18 protein-coding genes are annotated in these 17,330 nt (G+C 65.3%); 5 read left to right on the top strand and 13 right to left on the bottom strand.

Annotated features, from left to right (window positions below; genetic code table 11):
• Window position 1: 1 nt before the first annotated feature.
• On the bottom strand, window positions 2–1,372 hold the full coding sequence (locus ACWUI7_RS03080) for a geranylgeranyl reductase family protein (protein WP_496640723.1): 1,371 nt from the start codon (window positions 1,370–1,372) through the stop codon (window positions 2–4).
• A gap of 183 nt (window positions 1,373–1,555) precedes the next feature.
• Here ACWUI7_RS03080 and fer point away from each other — a divergent pair, with 183 nt between their 5' ends.
• The gene (gene fer, locus ACWUI7_RS03075) at window positions 1,556–2,365 is read left to right on the top strand and encodes a ferredoxin Fer (RefSeq protein ID WP_496640722.1); all 810 of its coding nucleotides are present in this window, start codon (window positions 1,556–1,558) and stop codon (window positions 2,363–2,365) included.
• A gap of 40 nt (window positions 2,366–2,405) precedes the next feature.
• Here the strand turns inward: fer and ACWUI7_RS03070 are convergent, their stop codons facing one another.
• The 6 genes from ACWUI7_RS03070 to ACWUI7_RS03045 all read right to left on the bottom strand — a co-directional run bounded on the left by ACWUI7_RS03070 (window position 2,406) and on the right by ACWUI7_RS03045 (window position 9,384).
• On the bottom strand, window positions 2,406–3,452 hold the full coding sequence (locus tag ACWUI7_RS03070; protein WP_496640721.1) for an ABC transporter permease: 1,047 nt from the start codon (window positions 3,450–3,452) through the stop codon (window positions 2,406–2,408).
• Window positions 3,445–4,773 (bottom strand): ABC transporter permease, encoded by a 1,329-nt coding sequence (locus ACWUI7_RS03065; RefSeq protein ID WP_496640720.1) that lies wholly within the window; start codon window positions 4,771–4,773, stop codon window positions 3,445–3,447. Before ACWUI7_RS03065 ends, ACWUI7_RS03070 begins: the two co-directional genes overlap by 8 nt.
• Complete coding sequence (locus ACWUI7_RS03060) at window positions 4,770–6,374, bottom strand: ABC transporter ATP-binding protein (RefSeq protein WP_496640719.1); 1,605 nt, start codon at window positions 6,372–6,374, stop codon at window positions 4,770–4,772. The genes ACWUI7_RS03065 and ACWUI7_RS03060 overlap by 4 nt, the downstream gene beginning before the upstream one ends.
• A 53-nt stretch (window positions 6,375–6,427) precedes the next feature.
• Window positions 6,428–7,564, bottom strand: coding sequence for a BMP family lipoprotein (locus tag ACWUI7_RS03055; protein WP_496640718.1), 1,137 nt, complete (start codon window positions 7,562–7,564; stop codon window positions 6,428–6,430).
• A 106-nt stretch (window positions 7,565–7,670) separates the two neighbouring features.
• Window positions 7,671–9,212 carry a phosphohexomutase domain-containing protein gene (locus tag ACWUI7_RS03050; protein ID WP_496640717.1) on the bottom strand — a complete coding sequence of 514 codons (1,542 nt, stop codon included), beginning with the start codon at window positions 9,210–9,212 and terminating at the stop codon, window positions 7,671–7,673.
• 46 nt (window positions 9,213–9,258) lie between these two features.
• Window positions 9,259–9,384: a hypothetical protein gene (locus ACWUI7_RS03045; RefSeq protein WP_496640716.1), complete on the bottom strand. Its 126-nt coding sequence runs from the start codon at window positions 9,382–9,384 to the stop codon at window positions 9,259–9,261.
• 407 nt (window positions 9,385–9,791) lie between these two features.
• On the opposite strand from ACWUI7_RS03045, the gene ACWUI7_RS03040 reads away from it, so the two are divergent.
• Complete coding sequence (locus ACWUI7_RS03040; protein WP_496640715.1) at window positions 9,792–10,070, top strand: acylphosphatase; 279 nt, start codon at window positions 9,792–9,794, stop codon at window positions 10,068–10,070.
• A 12-nt stretch (window positions 10,071–10,082) separates the two neighbouring features.
• Here the strand turns inward: ACWUI7_RS03040 and ACWUI7_RS03035 are convergent, their stop codons facing one another.
• Both ACWUI7_RS03035 and ACWUI7_RS03030 read right to left on the bottom strand, forming a co-directional pair.
• Window positions 10,083–10,556 (bottom strand): DUF7960 family protein, encoded by a 474-nt coding sequence (locus tag ACWUI7_RS03035; protein WP_496640714.1) that lies wholly within the window; start codon window positions 10,554–10,556, stop codon window positions 10,083–10,085.
• 64 nt (window positions 10,557–10,620) lie between these two features.
• Window positions 10,621–10,980: a winged helix-turn-helix transcriptional regulator gene (locus ACWUI7_RS03030; RefSeq protein ID WP_496641094.1), complete on the bottom strand. Its 360-nt coding sequence runs from the start codon at window positions 10,978–10,980 to the stop codon at window positions 10,621–10,623.
• Between the two features lie 210 nt (window positions 10,981–11,190).
• Between ACWUI7_RS03030 and ACWUI7_RS03025 the strand changes: the two genes are divergently transcribed.
• Window positions 11,191–11,640, top strand: coding sequence for a DoxX family protein (locus ACWUI7_RS03025; RefSeq protein WP_496640713.1), 450 nt, complete (start codon window positions 11,191–11,193; stop codon window positions 11,638–11,640).
• Between the two features lie 71 nt (window positions 11,641–11,711).
• Here ACWUI7_RS03025 and ACWUI7_RS03020 read toward each other — a convergent pair whose 3' ends face one another.
• Window positions 11,712–12,491, bottom strand: coding sequence for a DUF2797 domain-containing protein (locus ACWUI7_RS03020; RefSeq protein ID WP_496640712.1), 780 nt, complete (start codon window positions 12,489–12,491; stop codon window positions 11,712–11,714).
• Between the two features lie 100 nt (window positions 12,492–12,591).
• Window positions 12,592–14,490 (bottom strand): 2-succinyl-5-enolpyruvyl-6-hydroxy-3-cyclohexene-1-carboxylic-acid synthase, encoded by a 1,899-nt coding sequence (gene menD / locus ACWUI7_RS03015; RefSeq protein ID WP_496640711.1) that lies wholly within the window; start codon window positions 14,488–14,490, stop codon window positions 12,592–12,594.
• A 140-nt stretch (window positions 14,491–14,630) separates the two neighbouring features.
• On the opposite strand from menD, the gene ACWUI7_RS03010 reads away from it, so the two are divergent.
• Window positions 14,631–15,263: a nucleotide exchange factor GrpE gene (locus tag ACWUI7_RS03010; protein ID WP_496640710.1), complete on the top strand. Its 633-nt coding sequence runs from the start codon at window positions 14,631–14,633 to the stop codon at window positions 15,261–15,263.
• Window positions 15,264–15,269: 6 nt separating this feature from the next.
• Here the strand turns inward: ACWUI7_RS03010 and surE are convergent, their stop codons facing one another.
• Window positions 15,270–16,085, bottom strand: coding sequence for a 5'/3'-nucleotidase SurE (gene surE, locus ACWUI7_RS03005; RefSeq protein ID WP_496640709.1), 816 nt, complete (start codon window positions 16,083–16,085; stop codon window positions 15,270–15,272).
• 110 nt (window positions 16,086–16,195) lie between these two features.
• Between surE and ACWUI7_RS03000 the strand changes: the two genes are divergently transcribed.
• Window positions 16,196–16,528, top strand: a complete 333-nt coding sequence (locus ACWUI7_RS03000) for a DUF5798 family protein (protein ID WP_496640708.1) — start codon at window positions 16,196–16,198, stop codon at window positions 16,526–16,528.
• A 5-nt stretch (window positions 16,529–16,533) separates the two neighbouring features.
• Here ACWUI7_RS03000 and ACWUI7_RS02995 read toward each other — a convergent pair whose 3' ends face one another.
• On the bottom strand, window positions 16,534–17,100 hold the full coding sequence (locus ACWUI7_RS02995; protein WP_496641093.1) for an acyltransferase: 567 nt from the start codon (window positions 17,098–17,100) through the stop codon (window positions 16,534–16,536).
• Between the last annotated feature and the right edge of the window lie 230 nt (window positions 17,101–17,330).

Here is a 17,330-nt window from a genome sequence, read left to right as displayed (position 1 = left end):
CTCAGTACTTCGCGTCTGCGCCGGTCGTCTCGTAGATTCGATCCATAATCGCGTCGCGATCGCGAGTCCAGCTCGCCATTGCCGCCGGGCTCGTCGGGTAGCCGTCGTAGTGTGCGAGCAGCTCGTCGGCGAGCGACTTGGTCTGATAGAAGTTCCGAATGGTCCCCCAGTAGCCGAAGCTCTTGACCGCACACTTGAGTTTAAGACCGAACGACAGTGAGGTCGACCCCTCATACAGTGCCTCGGCAAGCTTCTCGCCCGGCAGCGCAGCGAGCAGTCCCATCAGGTCATCAACGTCGATTGCCGTCGAGAGAACGTTGTACACATCAAGCGCGGCGTACCGGCTGCCAAAGTGGTCCATCACGCGGGCGTTGTATCGCCAGAGGTTTTCCTCGCTGACGTCGCCGTCGGAGATGGCCTTTACCGCCTGCTCGCCGGCGTACTTACCCGCGTACGCGGCGCCGGCGATCCCACCGCCAGTCGTCGGGTTCACGTGGCCGGCCGCGTCGCCGACAGCAAGGTATCCCGGTGCGACCGCCGAGTCGTAGGGGCGACGCGTCGGGAGCGCGGCACCGAGTTTGTCACGAACTGTCGCCCCCGCAAACTCCGGTCGGTCTCGGAGATCGCGTTTGAGCGCCTCGACGAGTTTCATCGGCTCTTCGTTCATCTGGAAGCCAAGCCCGGCGTTGATCTCAGTGCTCGTCCGTGGGAAGTACCAGAGGTACCCGGCGGCGCGCTCGGTCGGCTTGAACACGAGCGCGTCATCCCACTCGACGGGCTCTGGCACGTCGACGATCTCACGGTAGGCCGAGCAGAACTGTGAGTACCGCACGTTCGTATCGAAGGTGGTCCCATCGAAGTCGACTTTGTCTTGTAACAGCGAGAGTGAACCGGCCCCGTCAACGACGAGATCGGTCTCGTACGTCACCGGCGCCTCCTCGTGGACCGCCTCCAGTCCAGTAACCCGGCCGTCTGCAGCCTGTCGCACGTCGTTCACAACGGTGTCGTAATGGAAGTCGACACCGGCGTCTTCGGCCGCACCGATGAGTTGGCGCCCGTACTCCCACCGGTCTATGACCGCCAGTTCACCCGGTACGGGTATCTCTAAAACGGTGTTTTCACTCGGGATCTCGAAGCGACCATGATCAACCTCTGTGTTGGTGAACGCCGGCTCAAGCCGGGACTTCGAGATCGCCGCCGGAAACTCGTCTGCGCCCTTCAGTGCGTCACCACAGGCGATGTGGCCGGCCTCTTCAGCGTCCTTTCGCTCGACGATCACGACGTCGAGCCCCTCGTTCGCGATCGTCGTGGCGGCATAACAGCCGGCAGTCCCCGCGCCCACCACGACGACGTCATACTCGTCGATGCTCATTACCGAGAGATGTAGTGCGGCACGCAAAACTCTTTACTCCCGATTCAGTCCCCACTGAGACGACACGAGTCGGCTCGGGTGACCCACTCTCGACGAACCGGGGTCAACCGGGACTGGCCGCCAGCAGTGGAGCCTACCATGTTTGGCCTGACGTTCAGGACGTGTGAGCATCGTGTACGATCTATGGGTGAACTCGACCACGTCAAAGCGGATAGACTCCGGGAGTGGCTCAACGCGGCACAAGAGGGTGAGACGGCCACAGCACTCCTGCTCGCTATCGCCCACGACGACGGCGTCGACCCGCACACACTCGCGTCGTGGTCCGGTCGCTCGAGTGAGTGGGTCAAAAAGACGCTCGATGTACTCGACGCCCCGGCGTACGTCGCGACGATAGCCCGACTTGAGGGGGTAGATATCGAGGCGGTTGCCGCCGAGTCGAATCTCACGGTCGTGTCGGTCGAAGACTGGTTTGCCGGTCTGGCCGACCGGCCGGTGTCAGAAGCAGCAACCGTGATCCGTGGGTACGCGGCCGGTGGCGTCGAACCGCTCATCACCAGCGAGGCGTCGACGGTGTACCACCTCGACTACGAGACGATGACCGAACGAGGCTGGTCGCTTGACGACCCGGACCTCTTCGAGAAGGCTGCGACCGCGGACCTAGAGCTGCCCGAGTACGGTCGATTTCTCGTCGAGCCCGGCGAGTCAATCCTCGATGCCGCAGAGCGTGGCGGCCGATCGTGGCCGTACGCTTGTCGCGGCGGCGCGTGTTCGAACTGTGCCGTCGTCGTCGTCGACGGCGACGTGGCGATGCCTGGACAGACAGTCCTCTCTGAGACACAGGTTCGTGAGGCGAACGCCCGGCTCTCGTGTGTCGGGGTCCCCGTGACCGATGAAGTCAACATCGTCACCGGCGTCGGAGACCTCGAGGCGTTCGCCGATCTGCGACTGCCAGCCCCAACTGGCAACACCGGGGCAATCTCCACAGAGGAGTAAATCCTCAAGACGGGCCATTGCTGACCGCCAGCCGCGGGCGTCACTCTTCGGTCTCGTAGTGCTCGCCTGCGGCCGCCGGAATACGCGTCCGACCAACGAGTGCAAGCACGAGCACGACCACTACGTACGGAATCGTCTGGACGAGGGTGTCCGGAATTGCGTAGCCGAGCTGTTGTAGGCGTATCTGGGTGGCGTCCAGCCCGGCGAACAAGATCCCGGCACCGAGTGTGCCGAGCGGATTGTAGTTGCCAAAGAGGTACGCAACGATTGCGATGAATCCCTTGCCCTGGACCATCGTCTGTCCAGAGCCGACGAACTGGCCGATCGAGAGCGCGAGTGCTGACCCCCCGACACCGGAGAGCACTCCTGAGAGAAGCACACTCGCATATCGGACCCGCGAGACCGAGACCCCGACCGTATCGAGCGCACGGGGATTCTCGCCGGCAGCTCGGAGGTGCGTGCCAAAGGCGGTTCGATATAGCGTCCACCAGGACGCGAGCGTCGCGACCGCGACCATGACAGCTGAATACTCCCAGCTCACCCGTGCGCCAAGGTTCGGTGTGTTGACCCCGCCAAAGAACACCGTCGAGGCGAACGGGGCGAGCCCAAGCGCGATAAGCCACACCGCCAGCCCGGCGATGATCTGGTCGGCTTCAAACTCAATGCAGACGACGCCAAAAACGCCCGCGAGTAGCGTCGACGCGACAACACCACCGAGGAGTCCGACCCAGATCGCCGGCACGCCGAGGACCACAGTGCCAACTCCGACGATGGAAGCGACGTAGACGGAGGTGAACGCTGAGATGATCAACAACCCTTCGAGGCCGATGTTGATCACTCCGCTTTTTTCGGCGAAGATCCCGCCGAGACCGGCGAGCACGATCGGTGCCGCCAACCGAGCGGTCGACGCAGCGGTGCTTCGTGAGAAGACGATGTCAGCCAGGTCGCCGGCGACCGACGCTGGAAACAGGAGCGCCAACAACGCGAGCACCCCCAGCGTGGCAATCGTGCCACTGAGCAGCGACCGGATGTAGTCGTCTTCAACGAGATAACTGACGACCGGGAGGGCCGCGATCGGGTTACCCATCGGTGTCACCTCCGTCGGTCACGTCGTCGGTTGACGTGCCGCTGCCAGCCGTCCCGTCATCACCGGTCTTACGAGATGGCCCGCCGTCGAGTCCCGTGCGCCGTCCTATCATCCGGAAGAACTCCGGCATGGCCACAAAGAGGATGATCAATCCGCGTAAGACACCGACCAGCTCCGTCGGAACGTCGGTTCGGAATCCGATTTCGAGACCGCCGCCTTTCAACAGTCCAAAGAGGAAGGCGGCCGGGAGCACACCGATCGGGTTGTTGCCGGCAAGTATGGAGACGGTGATCCCGTCGAACCCGAGGTTCGGGACCGACTCCAGCCACCGACCCTCCGACATCAACACCCACACGGAGCCGCCGACACCACCGAGCGCACCAGAGAGCGTCATCGCGCGCACCGTCGTCGCTTTCGCGTTCACCCCACCGTACTCGGCGGCAGTCGCCTGGATCCCACTCGTTCGGAGATCGTAGCCGAACGCAGTATGTTCAAGCAGGTAGTAGAGCCCGGCGATAGCCGCACCCGAAGCGACAAGCACCGTCAGCGCGAAGTCACTGGACTCGGGGAACAACCGCGGCGTGACCCGCGCATACTCGGGAACGTACTCGGTCGCGACGACTGAGGAGCCTTCCGCACGAAACACCTCGAGGACGAGCACGTACGCAACGTTTGCGGCGACGAAGTTGAGCATGATCGTCGTGATCACCTCGTTGGCGTCGGCATACGCCTTCAGCGCGCCGGGGACGGCACCCCAGACTCCGCCGCCGACCGCTCCGGCAAGTGTGCCGACGATGATGAGCACGGCCCCACCGAGCGCGCTCGCAGGGAGCAGTGGCGCAAGCGCGAGCACGGTCAGTGCGGTGGCCAGCGCTCCGACGACGAGTTGTCCCTGCGTCCCGATGTTGAATAGTCCGGCGCGGAACGCGACCGCGACGGAGAGTCCGGTGAACACGAGCAGCGTTGTCTCCGAGAGTGTCAGTCCAAACGAGAGGTTGAACGGGGTCCACGACGGGTCGAACAGTCCGGGGTCACCGACCGCAAACGGGTACCCGAGGGCTCCGTTGAAGAGGACAACGTACACCTCGACGGGGTCATAACAGAATCCGATCCCAGAGAGCGGCATCGTCCAGGCGGCGGTCTGACACGTCGCTACCCGTCCCGAGACGAGGACAATGACGAAGCCGACGGCAACCGACAGGAGGATCGCCGCGAGGCTGATCACGACCCGCTCTGCGACTGTCCGGTCGACAAACGGTGTCACTACCCGCCGCGCCGCGACGCGAAGCCGCGAGTCGCCGTCATCGCTCGCACCGCTCACGGGTCCACCTCGGCATCAGACTCACCATGCCCCCGTGACGGAGCCGAGGCGTCGTCGTGGACCGTGGCGTCCGTCACGGCACCCGATGTAATCGTCTCACCCGCCATCAACAACCCAATCTCTTCTTCAGTCACCGTTGCGGGATCGACGATCCCCGAGAACGTTCCTTCGTGGATGACCGCCAGTCGGTCCGCGAGCCCCTGAACTTCGTCAAGCTTCGAGGAGACGAGCAGGACGGCTGCGCCGGCCGCCCGAAGCTCAAGCAGCCGCTCGTGGATGAACTCCGTCGATCCGATGTCGACCCCACGAGTGGGATGGGTCGCCACGACGAGGTCTGGATCACGCTCGAACTCCCGCCCGACGATGAACTTTTGTTGATTTCCTCCGGAGAGCGCCTCGGCGCTGGCGTCTGGAAGCCCTGGACGGACGTCGTAGTCGTCGACGATAGCCGCGGCGTGTGCGTGCGCCTCGTGCCAGTCGAGGCGGCCGCCGGGTGCGAACCGTTCGTCGTGTTGGCTCCCGAGGACGGCGTTCTGAACGAGGTCGTACGAGAGCACCACCCCACGCTCCTGTCGGTCTGCCGGAACGAACGCGATCCCGCGGTCGATGTGCTCGCGCCGGCTCACTCCCGCCATCGATTCGCCGTGGTACTGGACGGTTCCAGCGGTGGGCTCACGCATCCCAGTTACTGCTTCTACGAGCTGTGACTGGCCGTTGCCGTCGACCCCCGCAACACCGAGCACCTCACCCGCGCGAACGGTACACGAGAGCCCGGCAACTGCCTCGGCACCCCGGTCGTCGTCGACGTGGAGGTCGGTCACCGAGAGGACCGGATCGCCCGGCTGTTGTGGCGTTGTCGCCGGCTCCATCAACACCTCACGGCCGACCATCAGCTCTGCGAGTGCCTCGCGGGTCACGTCGTCGGCCGCGACCGTGTCGACGGCGACGCCGTCTCGGAGCACGGTCACCCGATCGGCCGCCGAGAGCGCCTCACCGAGCTTGTGCGTGATAAAGAGGATCGTCTTTCCCTGCGCGGTGAGCTCCTCGAAGACGCCGTACAGCTCGTCAACTTCTTGCGGGGTGAGCACCGCCGTCGGTTCGTCCATAATGAGAACGTCTGCCCCGCGGTACAGCGCCTTCAGAATCTCGACGCGCTGTTGGACGCCGACAGCGGTGTCTTCGATGCGTGCGTCAGGGTCCACGTCGAAGCTGTACCGGTCGCTCAACTCACGGACTGCGGTACGGGCGGCCGTCCGGTCGACACGGAGGCCACCCCAGGTTCGCGGCTCATTGCCGAGGACGACGTTCTCCCACACCCGCATCGGTGGGACGAGCATGAAGTGCTGGTGTATCATCCCAATACCGGCGTCGATCGCATCCGCTGGAGAGTCAAACGACCGCGGCTCGCCGTCGACGACGATCCGACCGGCGGTGGGCTTGTAGAGCCCATAGAGCACGTTCATGAGCGTGGTCTTTCCGGCGCCGTTCTCTCCGAGCAAGGCGTGGACACTCCCCGCCTCGATCGTCAGATCGACGTCGTCGTTGGCGACCACCCCCGGAAACCGCTTCGTGATGCCGTCGAGCTGCACCGCCGATTTCATTCACCCGTACCTCTGTGCGGGAGGGTAAAATACCGCCGGGTCGACGCCGAGCCCTAGTTTCCGCCGGTCTCGGTCGGCACGTCGATATCGCCAGCGATGATCGCCTCACGGGCGTCGGCAACTGCGGTCGTGATCGGCTCCGGTACGGCGTCGCCAATCTCCTGGCCGTACACGCACTCGACGCCGTTCGATTCGAGCCCCAGCGCGGTCGAGGAACCGCCTTGGTGGTCGCCGTCGATCACGTTTCCGACCGACTCGTACACTGCGGTGTCGACGCGTTTCACCATCGAGGCGACGATCACGTCCGCGAACTCCGACTCGGTGACCGACTGGTCGAGGTCGACGCCGAAGGCGAATCGCCCCTCCTGTTGGGCGGCCTGGAAAACGCCGACGCCAGTCGCCCCGGACGCGTGGTAGACGAGGTCGGCTCCGTTCTGGTACATCGAAAGCGCCGCCTCCTGCCCGCCGGTCGGGTCGGCGTAGCTCCCGACGTAGGACACGACGACGTCCACGTCGGCGTCGACGTGTGCAACACCGGCCTCGTAGCCGGCTTGGAACCGACGGATCACCGGGCTGTCGACGCCGCCGACGAACCCAACGGTCGTCGATTCAGGATTAGTCTCGCCGGCTCCGGCAGCAAACGACGTCGTCGACAGCTGAGCAGCGAGTACGCCCATCAGGAACGAGCCCTCGTGCTCGCGGAAGACGTAGCTCGCCACGTTCGGCTCATCGACTACCGAGTCGACGATCATGAACTCCTGCTCGGGGAACTGCGGGGCGTTCTCCGCCAGCGCGTCGGTTTGGTTAAACCCGATACACGAGACCAAGTCGTAGTCGGGATCAGTCGAGCCTGCGTACCGTTGCTGGAAGTCGTTGAACTCGCCGGTCCCCTCTGGCTGTGACTCGTCGTAGACGATGCCGTACTCCGCTTCGGCCTGGAAGAGCCCCTGCTGGGCGGCGTCGTTGAACGAGTTGTCGCCGAGTCCGCCATCGGAGTACACGATACCGATCGTCGCGGGCGGCTCACTCGCACTGTCGTCGCCTCCCGACGACTCGTCCTCACCGCTCTCGTCGTCACCGTCCGCACCGTCGCCCCCCTCGCTCGGACCACCGCTACAGCCGGCGAGTCCGACGAGTCCTGTCGCCCCCGCCGCCGTGAGGAACCGCCGTCGATCGATGTCTGCGCGCATATCACGTGTACGACCGGGCGAACGTGGGATAAACGCGTCGCTCTGTGGGCGCACGCGGCCGACGCTGCGGGACACGAGCGGTCACTGCGGACCACCCCGCGGCCGGTCAGGCGACCGCGTCGACGGTCGCCTCGATGACCTCTCGAACGTCTTCGGTGAGCTCGTCAACCGCGTCGCTTTCGGCGTACACGCGGACGTACGGTTCGGTCCCCGAGGGGCGCACGAGCACCCACGAGGCGTCCGAGAACTCCAGTCGAATGCCGTGGTCGGTGTCGACGGCCGCCGATGGGAACGCCGACGGCAGTCGAGCAGTCAGTCGGTCCACGACCGCCGTCTTTGCCTCATCTGGACAGTCGACGCTCGTTTTCCGATACGGGCGCTCAGTCACCGGCTCGCGCAACCCTCCGAGGCCGACGGTCGAGACGAGGCGGGCGAGCACCGCCGCCGAGCACACGCCGTCGATCCACCCGCCGAAGGCCGGGTGGACGTGCTTCCACGGCTCCGCCGCGAAGACGACCGCAGTTCGGTCGGTAGCGGTGTGTCTGTCGTCCGTGGCGAGGTCATTGTCGGCACGGGGTTCGGAGACGCGACCTGCGTCAGCCGCGTTCTCGCGAACAGCGGCGACCCCTTCGTGAAGCGCGCCGAGTCGCACGCGTTCGACGCGACCACCTGCCGCCTCAACTCGCTCGTCGATCCGAGCGGAGGCGTTCGGTGTCGTCACGACAACTGGATCGGCGACGCCGCTCGAATCGACGTAGTGTTCGGCGAGTATCGCAAGTATCGTATCCTCGTGGACGACCGCACCGTCCGCGTCAACAATCACGATTCGGTCGGCGTCGCCGTCGTGTCCGATACCGAACGCGAAGCCTGTGCCGTCACGACCGGGGTCATCGACACCGGCGTTGGCGTCGTCGACGAAGGCGCGGAGGTCGGCGAGCGTCTCCGGTGTCGGCTTGCTCCCGCGACCAGGAAAGTGCCCATCGACGTTGCCGTTGAGCGTGACGACTGTCGCACCGAGCTCTCGGAGAACCGCGGGCGTCGCGGGCGCGGCTATCCCGTTGCCACAGTCGACGGCGATCCGAAGCCCATCGAGGTCGACGGCGGCGGAATCAGTCGGTGCCCCGGCCGGAAGTTCCCGGGCGTAGGCCTCGACGGCCGCGAGATACGAGTCTAGTGGGTCCCCGGTGACCGGCGTCGTCCATCGGTCCCACGAGACCGGTGGGTCGTCGGCGTCGACACGGTCTTCGACCGCTCGCTCGTGTTGTCGGTCGAACTCGACCCCATTGACGAAGAGCTTGATCCCGTTGTCACTTGGGGGGTTGTGTGAGGCGGTGAGCATGACCCCGTACCGCCCACGTGAGGCGAATGCGAGCGCCGGCGTCGGAAGCTGGCCCACGCGAGTGACCTGCGCGCCACCGGCAGCCAGTCCGGCTTCGACCGCGGCCGCGAGCGCGGGCCCAGTCACTCGGCCGTCGCGCGCGACGACGACCTCGGGCCGGTCGCGACTGCCATCCGTCGCCGTGCCGACCGCATCATACTCGTGGTTGCGTGCGACCGCGGCGACGGCTCGACCGACCTGCAGCGCGAGCGCCGGAGTCACCCGCGTCTCGGCGCTTCCGCGGACCCCCGCCGTTCCGAACAATCCCATATTTCATCGTGTGCCGGCTCGGGTATAACTCGTCGGTCACGCAGATTCACCCACCGGGGTAGCGCTTCGACACCTCGTCGTTGCCGAGCAATTCCTCAAATGTACCCTCGAGGCGAACCGTCCCCTGATCGAGGAGGTAGCCGCGGTCGGCGACCTCGATTCGCTTCGTCATGTTCTGTTCTCTTGTTTCTCATACAAGGTATCGTACCCAGCCACCGGGGGTGGTGCACGCCTCGTGAGCGCGCCGAAAGCGGGCTCGCGAGCGCGTGCAAGGGATGAGTGAGGGAACGAAGCCACCGAGTGAATCGGCTGGGGAGGGCGTGGCCAACTAGTGCCCGGGTGTTACAGAATCGTGGGTGTCACAGAGCCACGGATACGTACAGAATCGGTTGGGGAGGGGCGGTCAGGTGGTGCCCGGGTGTTGTGCAGGTTGTTGGTGTCTTGGTATCACTTGTTCGTCCTGTGCACACGGCTACAGGTATATGAGACGTCCAGATGCCACAAGGGCCCGCTGCGAATAGCGACGCCGACGCGGGATCGAACCGGCGCTTTATTTCGCAGGCAGCTAACACATGCTGTATGGCCGAACGAACCCGCGCACACGTGTTCGTCAGCGGACACGTCCAAGGCGTCTTCTATCGGGCGACAACGAGAGACACCGCACGCGAACACGGTGTCGACGGCTGGGTGAAAAACCTCGACGACGGGCGCGTTGAAGCGGTCTTCGAGGGCCCAGTATCGGCGGTCGAATCGATGGTCGAATGGTGTCACACCGGCAGCCCAGCGGCCGACGTCGACGACGTCTCGGTGACGCGAGAGTCTCCTGAAGGTATTGACGGCTTCAGTATCGAGCGCTGAGCAGGTCGCTTCTCAGGGCCGTACTGCACCGCCTGTGGCGTCGTCTGGCGGATCGCGGACACCAAGTTCTTCGAGGGCCTGTAACACGACGATCGCTTCGACGACATCACGCGGTTCGGTGTAGTCGTCGTCGACGGCCGCGAGTGTCGCTTCGGCCTCCGCCGCGAGGCGCGCTTCGAGTTCGGTCTGGTCGGTGGCAGACTTGGTGGCCGAGAGCAGCGCCTCGTGGTCTTCTCGGAGGTCGAGTGAGACATGCGCGGCGTTACACCGCGAAAGCGGGTGTGTGTCCATCTCGATCGCGAGGTCGCGCACGAGCGACCAGTCGTCCGCACAAAACCGCAGCGTCACGGTGCCGACGACGTCGCGCCAGGCGATCGGGTCGCCGTTCGCCATCAGTCGCAGCGCTCGCGGAGGGACCGCGATGCGCGTGTGGGTGTCGGAACCGCCACACAGACAACAGGGCGTGTTCTTCAGTCCGGCGTACACACGATAATATTCGTGCCGGACGGGCCTGTGGCTTTCGGCTCGACGGTGACGAAACGAGTCTCGATCACTCGCGCTGACACGCGGTGAGCCACTCGCGGGCCCACCGGTCAATCTCGGCGAATACCGGCGCGAGCGACTCGCCTTTGGCCGTGAGGCTGTAGTACGTCGCGACCGGGGCATCGGCTTCCATCCGCCGGTCAACGAAGCCAGTCTCTTGGAGATCGTCGAGCACGCGCGAGAGGGTGCGTGCGTTCGCGTCCGTCGCTCGCTTCAGCTCGTTAAATCGTCGTTCGCCGTGCTGGAGCTCGTAGAGGACGACGAGCCGCCACCGCGACCCGATCTGCGCGATCGAGTCGACGATGGGACACGCCGTCTCGACCGGCTCCGTCGCGTCGGTACTCCCGGTCGTCTCGCTCGCGTCCACCGTGCTTTCCGTCTCACTCGCGTCCACCGTGCTTTCCGTCTCACTCGCGTCCACCGTGCTTTCCGTCTCACTCGCGTCCACCGTGCTTTCCGTCTCGCTCGCGTCATCTGCGTCGACCGCGTCGAGATCCGGTGATGACATGGGTGTTACCTGCTAACGAGTACGTCCGGGAAGTCATATAGTGGTTGCGTCCGTACACCGAGTTGCACGATGATAGCTGAATTCACGACGCTACCACTACAGTTCGACACGCCGCTCGCCGGCGAACTCTTTCTCCTCGGCCGCCTTCTCTTCGGCGGCGTACTCGCGTTCACGGGGCTGAATCACTTCACCGATATCGACGGAATGGCCGGCTACGCCGAGTTCAAAGGACTCCCACTACCCAGATTCTCGGTCGTCGCCTCCGGTGTGCTCCTCACGCTCGGTGGCTTGGGGATCGTCGTCGGGGCGTTCCCGGTACTCGCTGCGGGCGCGCTCGCCGTCTTCCTCGTCGTCTCGGCGGTCACGATGCACGACTTCTGGGCGGCTGACGACCCTGAAGAACAGCAGAGTGAGATGACGAGCTTTCTCAAAAATCTCTACGGCGCGGGCGCCGCCCTCGCCCTCCTCGCACTCGGCGGCAGCGCGTGGCCCTACGCCGTCGGCATCGGCGTGTTTTGAGCCGCCAGCACCGGTTTGAGCCGCGCTCAGCGTTTCGAAGCCGTAGCGCCCACGGTCGCTCACAGGCGACGTCACTCACCGAACGCACCGAGACTCGACTGAAGTCGTCGAGCCGTCGGCGCCTCGGTCAGTTCGTAGCCCACTAGATCGCGGGCGTCGACCGCGTACGTCGATCCGCCGCGATCGAGCACCATCACCCGCCCCTGCCAGCCGCGCACCGTTCCGGCTGCTATGGTCTCCGCGACTGGCCGGTCGGCGAGATCGAATCCGTAGTCGAAGGAGAACCGCTCTATCGGATCGAACCGGGCACACAACGATTCCCACGCCTCCTCGTCCACGTGGCGGCCGAGTCCGTCGAGCTTCGTCGGGACCCGGACGCGGTCGACGAGGTCCTCGCCTGCAGCGAGCTCGGCTTCGATCTCACGGGCGACCCGACCGTCCGGGAGCGTTCGAATGTGCGCTGCGCGGTCTGCGCCCTGCTCGCGGAGTCGGGTCTCGAGCCGCCAGAGTCGCGTGACGCCGACTTTGAACACGGCGGGAGCGAACGCTACGAGGTAGATCGCGTGCTGTTCGTGGCAGTCCATCTCGTCTTTGAGACACGTCCCTGTACAGCGTGCACACACCCAGACGGATGTGTGTGCGTCACAGTACGGGGCATCGGACGCGTCACACACCACGTGGCCTTTTTCGTGGACCGACCCGGCACAGCGTCGCTCGCCGAGGCCGAACGCGAGCTCGGTCCCGGCGCTCGCGTCAAGGAACGAGACGTCGCCGCCAGACGCGACGTAGAATCCCACACCGTCGCTCGCGGCGCCCTCAGGCGACGACGACTCATATCCCACGACTTGCACACACAACTGTTGGCTTCGATCGACCAATAACGTTCGGACCGAGGTCCCGTGTGCATCGACCTTGACGCGCCCGTGCACACCGAACCCACCGCGCGTCAGCTTACGACGACTTGTTGCCCCCGTGAACGGCTCGCTCAACTGCGGTGAGGAATCGCTCACGGGTTCGTTGGCTCGCTTCGGCGTCGGTTCGTACCTCGATCAGGTGTGAGCCGTCAGTCTCGTGGGCGCGAGTGTACGCTGCCGTGAGGGCGGCCGCTGGGTCGTCTTCGCCGGTGTCGGCCGCGTCGGTATCACCGGTGGTGTCAGACGTCGCTTCTCGCGCATCGATTCGCACGTACTCAAGGCCGTAGAGCGCCGAGAGCGGTTCAAACGCGAGCCCGTGTGGGGTCTTGAACGAGCCGGTGAACGGTGGCTCGAACGATTCGACCGGGAGCTTGTGGAAGATTCCGCCACCGTTGTTGTTAATGAGAACAATTGTGACATCAACGGCACAGCGGTCGACGGCGAGGAGTCCGTTCGCGTCGTGATACAGCGCGAGGTCACCGACGACCAGCGTGAGATCGTCGGTCGTCGCCGAGCCGGAACCGAGCGCGCTCGAGACAATGCCGTCGATGCCAGACACGCCACGGTTGCCGAGGGCGGTGAGGTTCGTCGTCGAGGGGGGCACGAACCGGTCGAGGTCGCGCACGGGCATCGAGTTCGAGACGAACACCGTCGCCGGGTCCGGGGCCGCGTCCGCGACGGTTCGCAGGATCGTCCCCTCGTGAACGTCGGCTGGAACGTCCGCAGCCGCATCCGCCACGGCGGCGTCGGCTGTCACCGACGAGGGGTCCCCACGGTGGAGTGCCGTCGCGATCCGTTCCGCCCGCATCCACTGCTCGCGCCAGGCCGGGTCGCCACCGCTACCGCCGATCAGCCGTGAGAGTCGCGCACAGAGCCGACTCGGCTCGGCGACGACGAGGTTGGTCGCGGTGAACGCTGCCTCGCGCCACCGCCCAGTCGGATCGACCACGTACTGGTCGGCGTCGGTCGCCGCGAGGTACGTTCGAAGCCGTTTCGAGGTGGGCGACGCCCCGAGCCGGAACACGACTGCCGGGTCGTCCCAGCCGCGTTGTGTCTCGTCTGGCCCGGCGACCGCCCCCGAGAGGTACGCATCGTACGCCCCGAGAACGGGAGCGACGCGGGTGTGGCCCCCGAAGCGAAGCCCGGAGAGTGGGTCGGCGAGTATCGGGTACCCGGTCGCGTGCGAGAGTGCAGTGACTGCCTCGGGGTCTAACCCAGGCGGGTCTGCCGGGCCAGCGACGATCACGCCGCGCTCCGCCTCGAGCGCCGCCGCCAGCTCGCGCAGCCCCGCGTCGTCCGGTTCGGGCGTCCCAGGTGTCACATCGACGAAGGGCCCAGATCGCCCAGTTGTGGCGATTGGGTCGAGATCGTCGGGGACGTCCCCGGACACCGGTGTCGGTTCGAGTGGCTTCGCGAAGGGGACGTTGAGGTGGACGGGACCGGGGTCGGCCCCCTCGGCGACCGCAACCGCGCGGTCGACCGTGGTCCGGAGCGACCGCAGAGCGCGGTCGGCCGCCGCCGGCTCGGGGAGATCAGCGTACATCCGAACCGAATCCCCGTAGAGCTTCTCTTGATCCGCCGTTTGATTCGCCCCGGAGTTGCGAAGCTCGGGTGGGCGGTCCGCCGTGAGCGCGAGCAGTGGGACCCGCGCTCGGTCGGCCTCCATCACCGCTGGGTGGTAGTTGGCCGCGGCGGTCCCCGACGTACAAATAACCGGTGTCACCCGACCGGTACGGCGCGCCCGACCGAGCGCGAAGTACGCCGCAGACCGCTCGTCGAGCTGGGAGAAACAGTGGAGCTCCTGGTGTCGCTCGGCGGCCATCGTGAGCGGTGTCGATCGACTTCCCGGCGAGACAACGACGGCGTCGACGCCTGAGGCGACGAGCTCGTCGACCATCGCTCGGGCCCACAGCGTATTCCGGTTCGGTGCAGTCATCAGCGGTCGTACGCGAGCGCCCAATAAGTAACCCAGCAGGTCGAACCGTCTGCGGTCGACCGCAGCACAGAGTTGTATGGTGTCACTCCACACGGATGTGTTCTGCAACGCTTATACACGCCGGTGAACTTGACTCGGGTATGAGCGAGGAGGAAGCCGTCGAGGGCGAGCCGTCCGAGACGCCCTCGGAGGCCACAGACGGGGCCGCCGAGGAGACGAGCGCGTCGTCGACCGACGCTGAAGCCAGTGATGAGTCAGAATTGACGCTCGTCGACCGGGTCGGCGAACACGACGAGGCGCTAGCCAGAGAGGTCGCCGAACTCGAGGCAGCACTCGAGTCGAGCCGCGAGGAGACATCAGAGTTGACGAGCAAGCTGGCGCGAGTACGTGCCGACTTCAGCAATTATAAAGAGCGCGCCAAGCGCAAGCGCGAGGAGATCCGCGAGCGCGCCTCAGAGGCGCTCGTCGAGAAGGTGGTCCCCGTGCGAAACGATCTTCTCCGTGCCCTCGATCAGGAGGAAGGTAGTAACATCCGCCCCGGTGTCGAGTCCACGCTGGAGAAGTTTGACGAGGTGCTCACCGAGGAGGGCGTCGACCCGATACGGCCGGAGCCGGGCGACGAGGTCGATCCAAACAGACACCAAGTGATGCTTCGCGTCGAGAGCGAGCAGCCTGACGGCACGATTCACGAGGTGTACGAGCCCGGCTACGAGATGGGTGACCGCGTCCTCACAGAAGCACAAGTCACCGTTAGTGCCGACGACGGCGCCTGAAGCCGCTTACTCGGCGTCGACCGCGCTTTTATCGCCGCGAGCCTCACGATACGCGTCCGCCAGATCGTCGAGCGACGATGCTGCAGCCGTACCGTGTGGCACCGTCAGCGGTGACACCGACACCTCTCCCTCGACGACGGCTCTGCGGTCGGTGCCGACCGGGTCCGGGACGTCTTCGGGCGTCATCCGACCCCAGATCGGGTCCGAGAAGTGGACCTCTCCGTCTCCGTTCGCATCGGCACGGAGACCGTACCAGTCCGATGGTGCAGTGACCCGCATCGGCGCGGTCTGTGACTCGGCGACCGGCGCGTTCACGTTGAGGTAGTCGGCCGCAGAAAAGACGCCGGCGTCGAACGCGTTGTCCACGAGGAACCGCGTCGCGCGAACAGCGTGGGCGAAGGCGTCGGGTTCGAGCTCGGTCTTCCACCAATCGTCGCCGCCCGGCACGTACATCGAGGTCGCCACGGCAGGGATGTCGAAGAACGCCGCTTCGACCGCCGCAGAGACGGTTCCGGACCGTCCGAGGACGTACGACCCGAGGTTGGCACCCTCGTTGCAGCCGGCAACGACGAGGTCTACGTCGGGCACCAGTTCATCGAGACCAGCGACCACGCAGTCGACGGGTGTCCCGTCGACCGCGTACCCAAGGTCGTGATCGTGGACGCACACTCCATCAGAAAGGACGCGACCGATCGACGACTGGTCACCGCTCGGTGCAACGGTCACGACGTCGTATCGGTCAGAGAGCGCGTCGTAGAGGGCTCTGAGACCGACCGCGTCGATGCCGTCGTCGTTCGTCAAGAGGATCCGGTCGGTGCTCACACGCGCGGTACGGGTGGTCGAGACAAAAGTCCACCGTCGACACGAGTTCCCTGTCGACATACCCGCCGGTGAACGGAAACACACAGGTGCCGTGAGGCCGATCACCAAGTATGGGATTCGGGGACACAGCAAAGCGCATCCAGACGCTCGCGGACAAAGCAGAGCAGACGTACAAGCGACTGAACGACCTGCGCGATGAGGTCGAACGCACGCAGACGACAGTGAACGACACCGGAGCACGAGTCCGCGCGCTCGAGAACGAGGTGGCCGAACAACGAGCGGTGCTCGACGCCGTAGCCAGAGAGGTCGGCGTCGACCTCGACAGCGTGAGTGCAGAAGCACACATCACTGAGGCAGAGACGGCGACCGATGCCGGAGCCGACACCGACGCCGCGCCCGAAGATAGTGACGATAGAGCCGGATCGTCCGCGACAAAGAGATAACGTGTCTACTGGTCGCCAGCGTCAGCCCGACCGACGGCGTCGGTGTCAGTGTCTTCACCATCGGTCGCTTGAGAGACGACCGTGGCAGGAACGCCGGCGACCGTCGTCCGCGGAGGAACGTCCGTCGTCACCAGCGAGTTAGCAGCGACTCGGGCGCCTGCACCGATTGTGACGCCAGGGAGCACGGTCGCTCCGGCGCCGATCATCGCCCGTTCACCGACGACGACGTCACCGAGTCGATACTCATCTTGGAGAAACTCGTGACACAGGAGCGTGACGTCGTAGCCGAGTATCGCGTGGTCGCCGACGGTTATCCGCTCGGGCCAGAAGACGTCCGGTGTCGACTCGAGCCCCCACGCCACGCCGGTGCCGACAGCCACCCCGATAGCCGAGAGGAGCCAGTTCTTCAGCCGGAGACTCGGTGCGATCCGCGCGAGCACTATCACGATGTAGTTCCGCACCACGGCGAGCGGTGACTTCGCTGTCGGCCACGACCATAGCGAGTTACGCCGCCCGGTCGTCGGATGTCGTTCGAGCCGATTCCGCCGCCGCACAGCCCCCTTCTCGGGCACCGCTTCGTGGTCGTCACTGCCCCTCTTCTTGTCGTCTTCTGCCCCTTGCTCGTCGCTCACGCCGGAGGATTCGAGCGGGGCGTACAAAAACCTCGGCGGGGCCGGTCAAACTGTCGACGCCTGAGAGTTTATGTGTGATGGCGCGGCCACGACCGTGTACGACACCTCGATCGCTCACGGTCGGCCGAGGCGGATGCGCGGTCAGCCGTCGTGAGGAGCAGCCGACCGCC

The organism is Halorubrum orientale (assembly GCF_059623105.1).
Note: the sequence above shows the minus strand (reverse complement) of the source record. Positions and strands in the feature narration are given on the sequence as shown.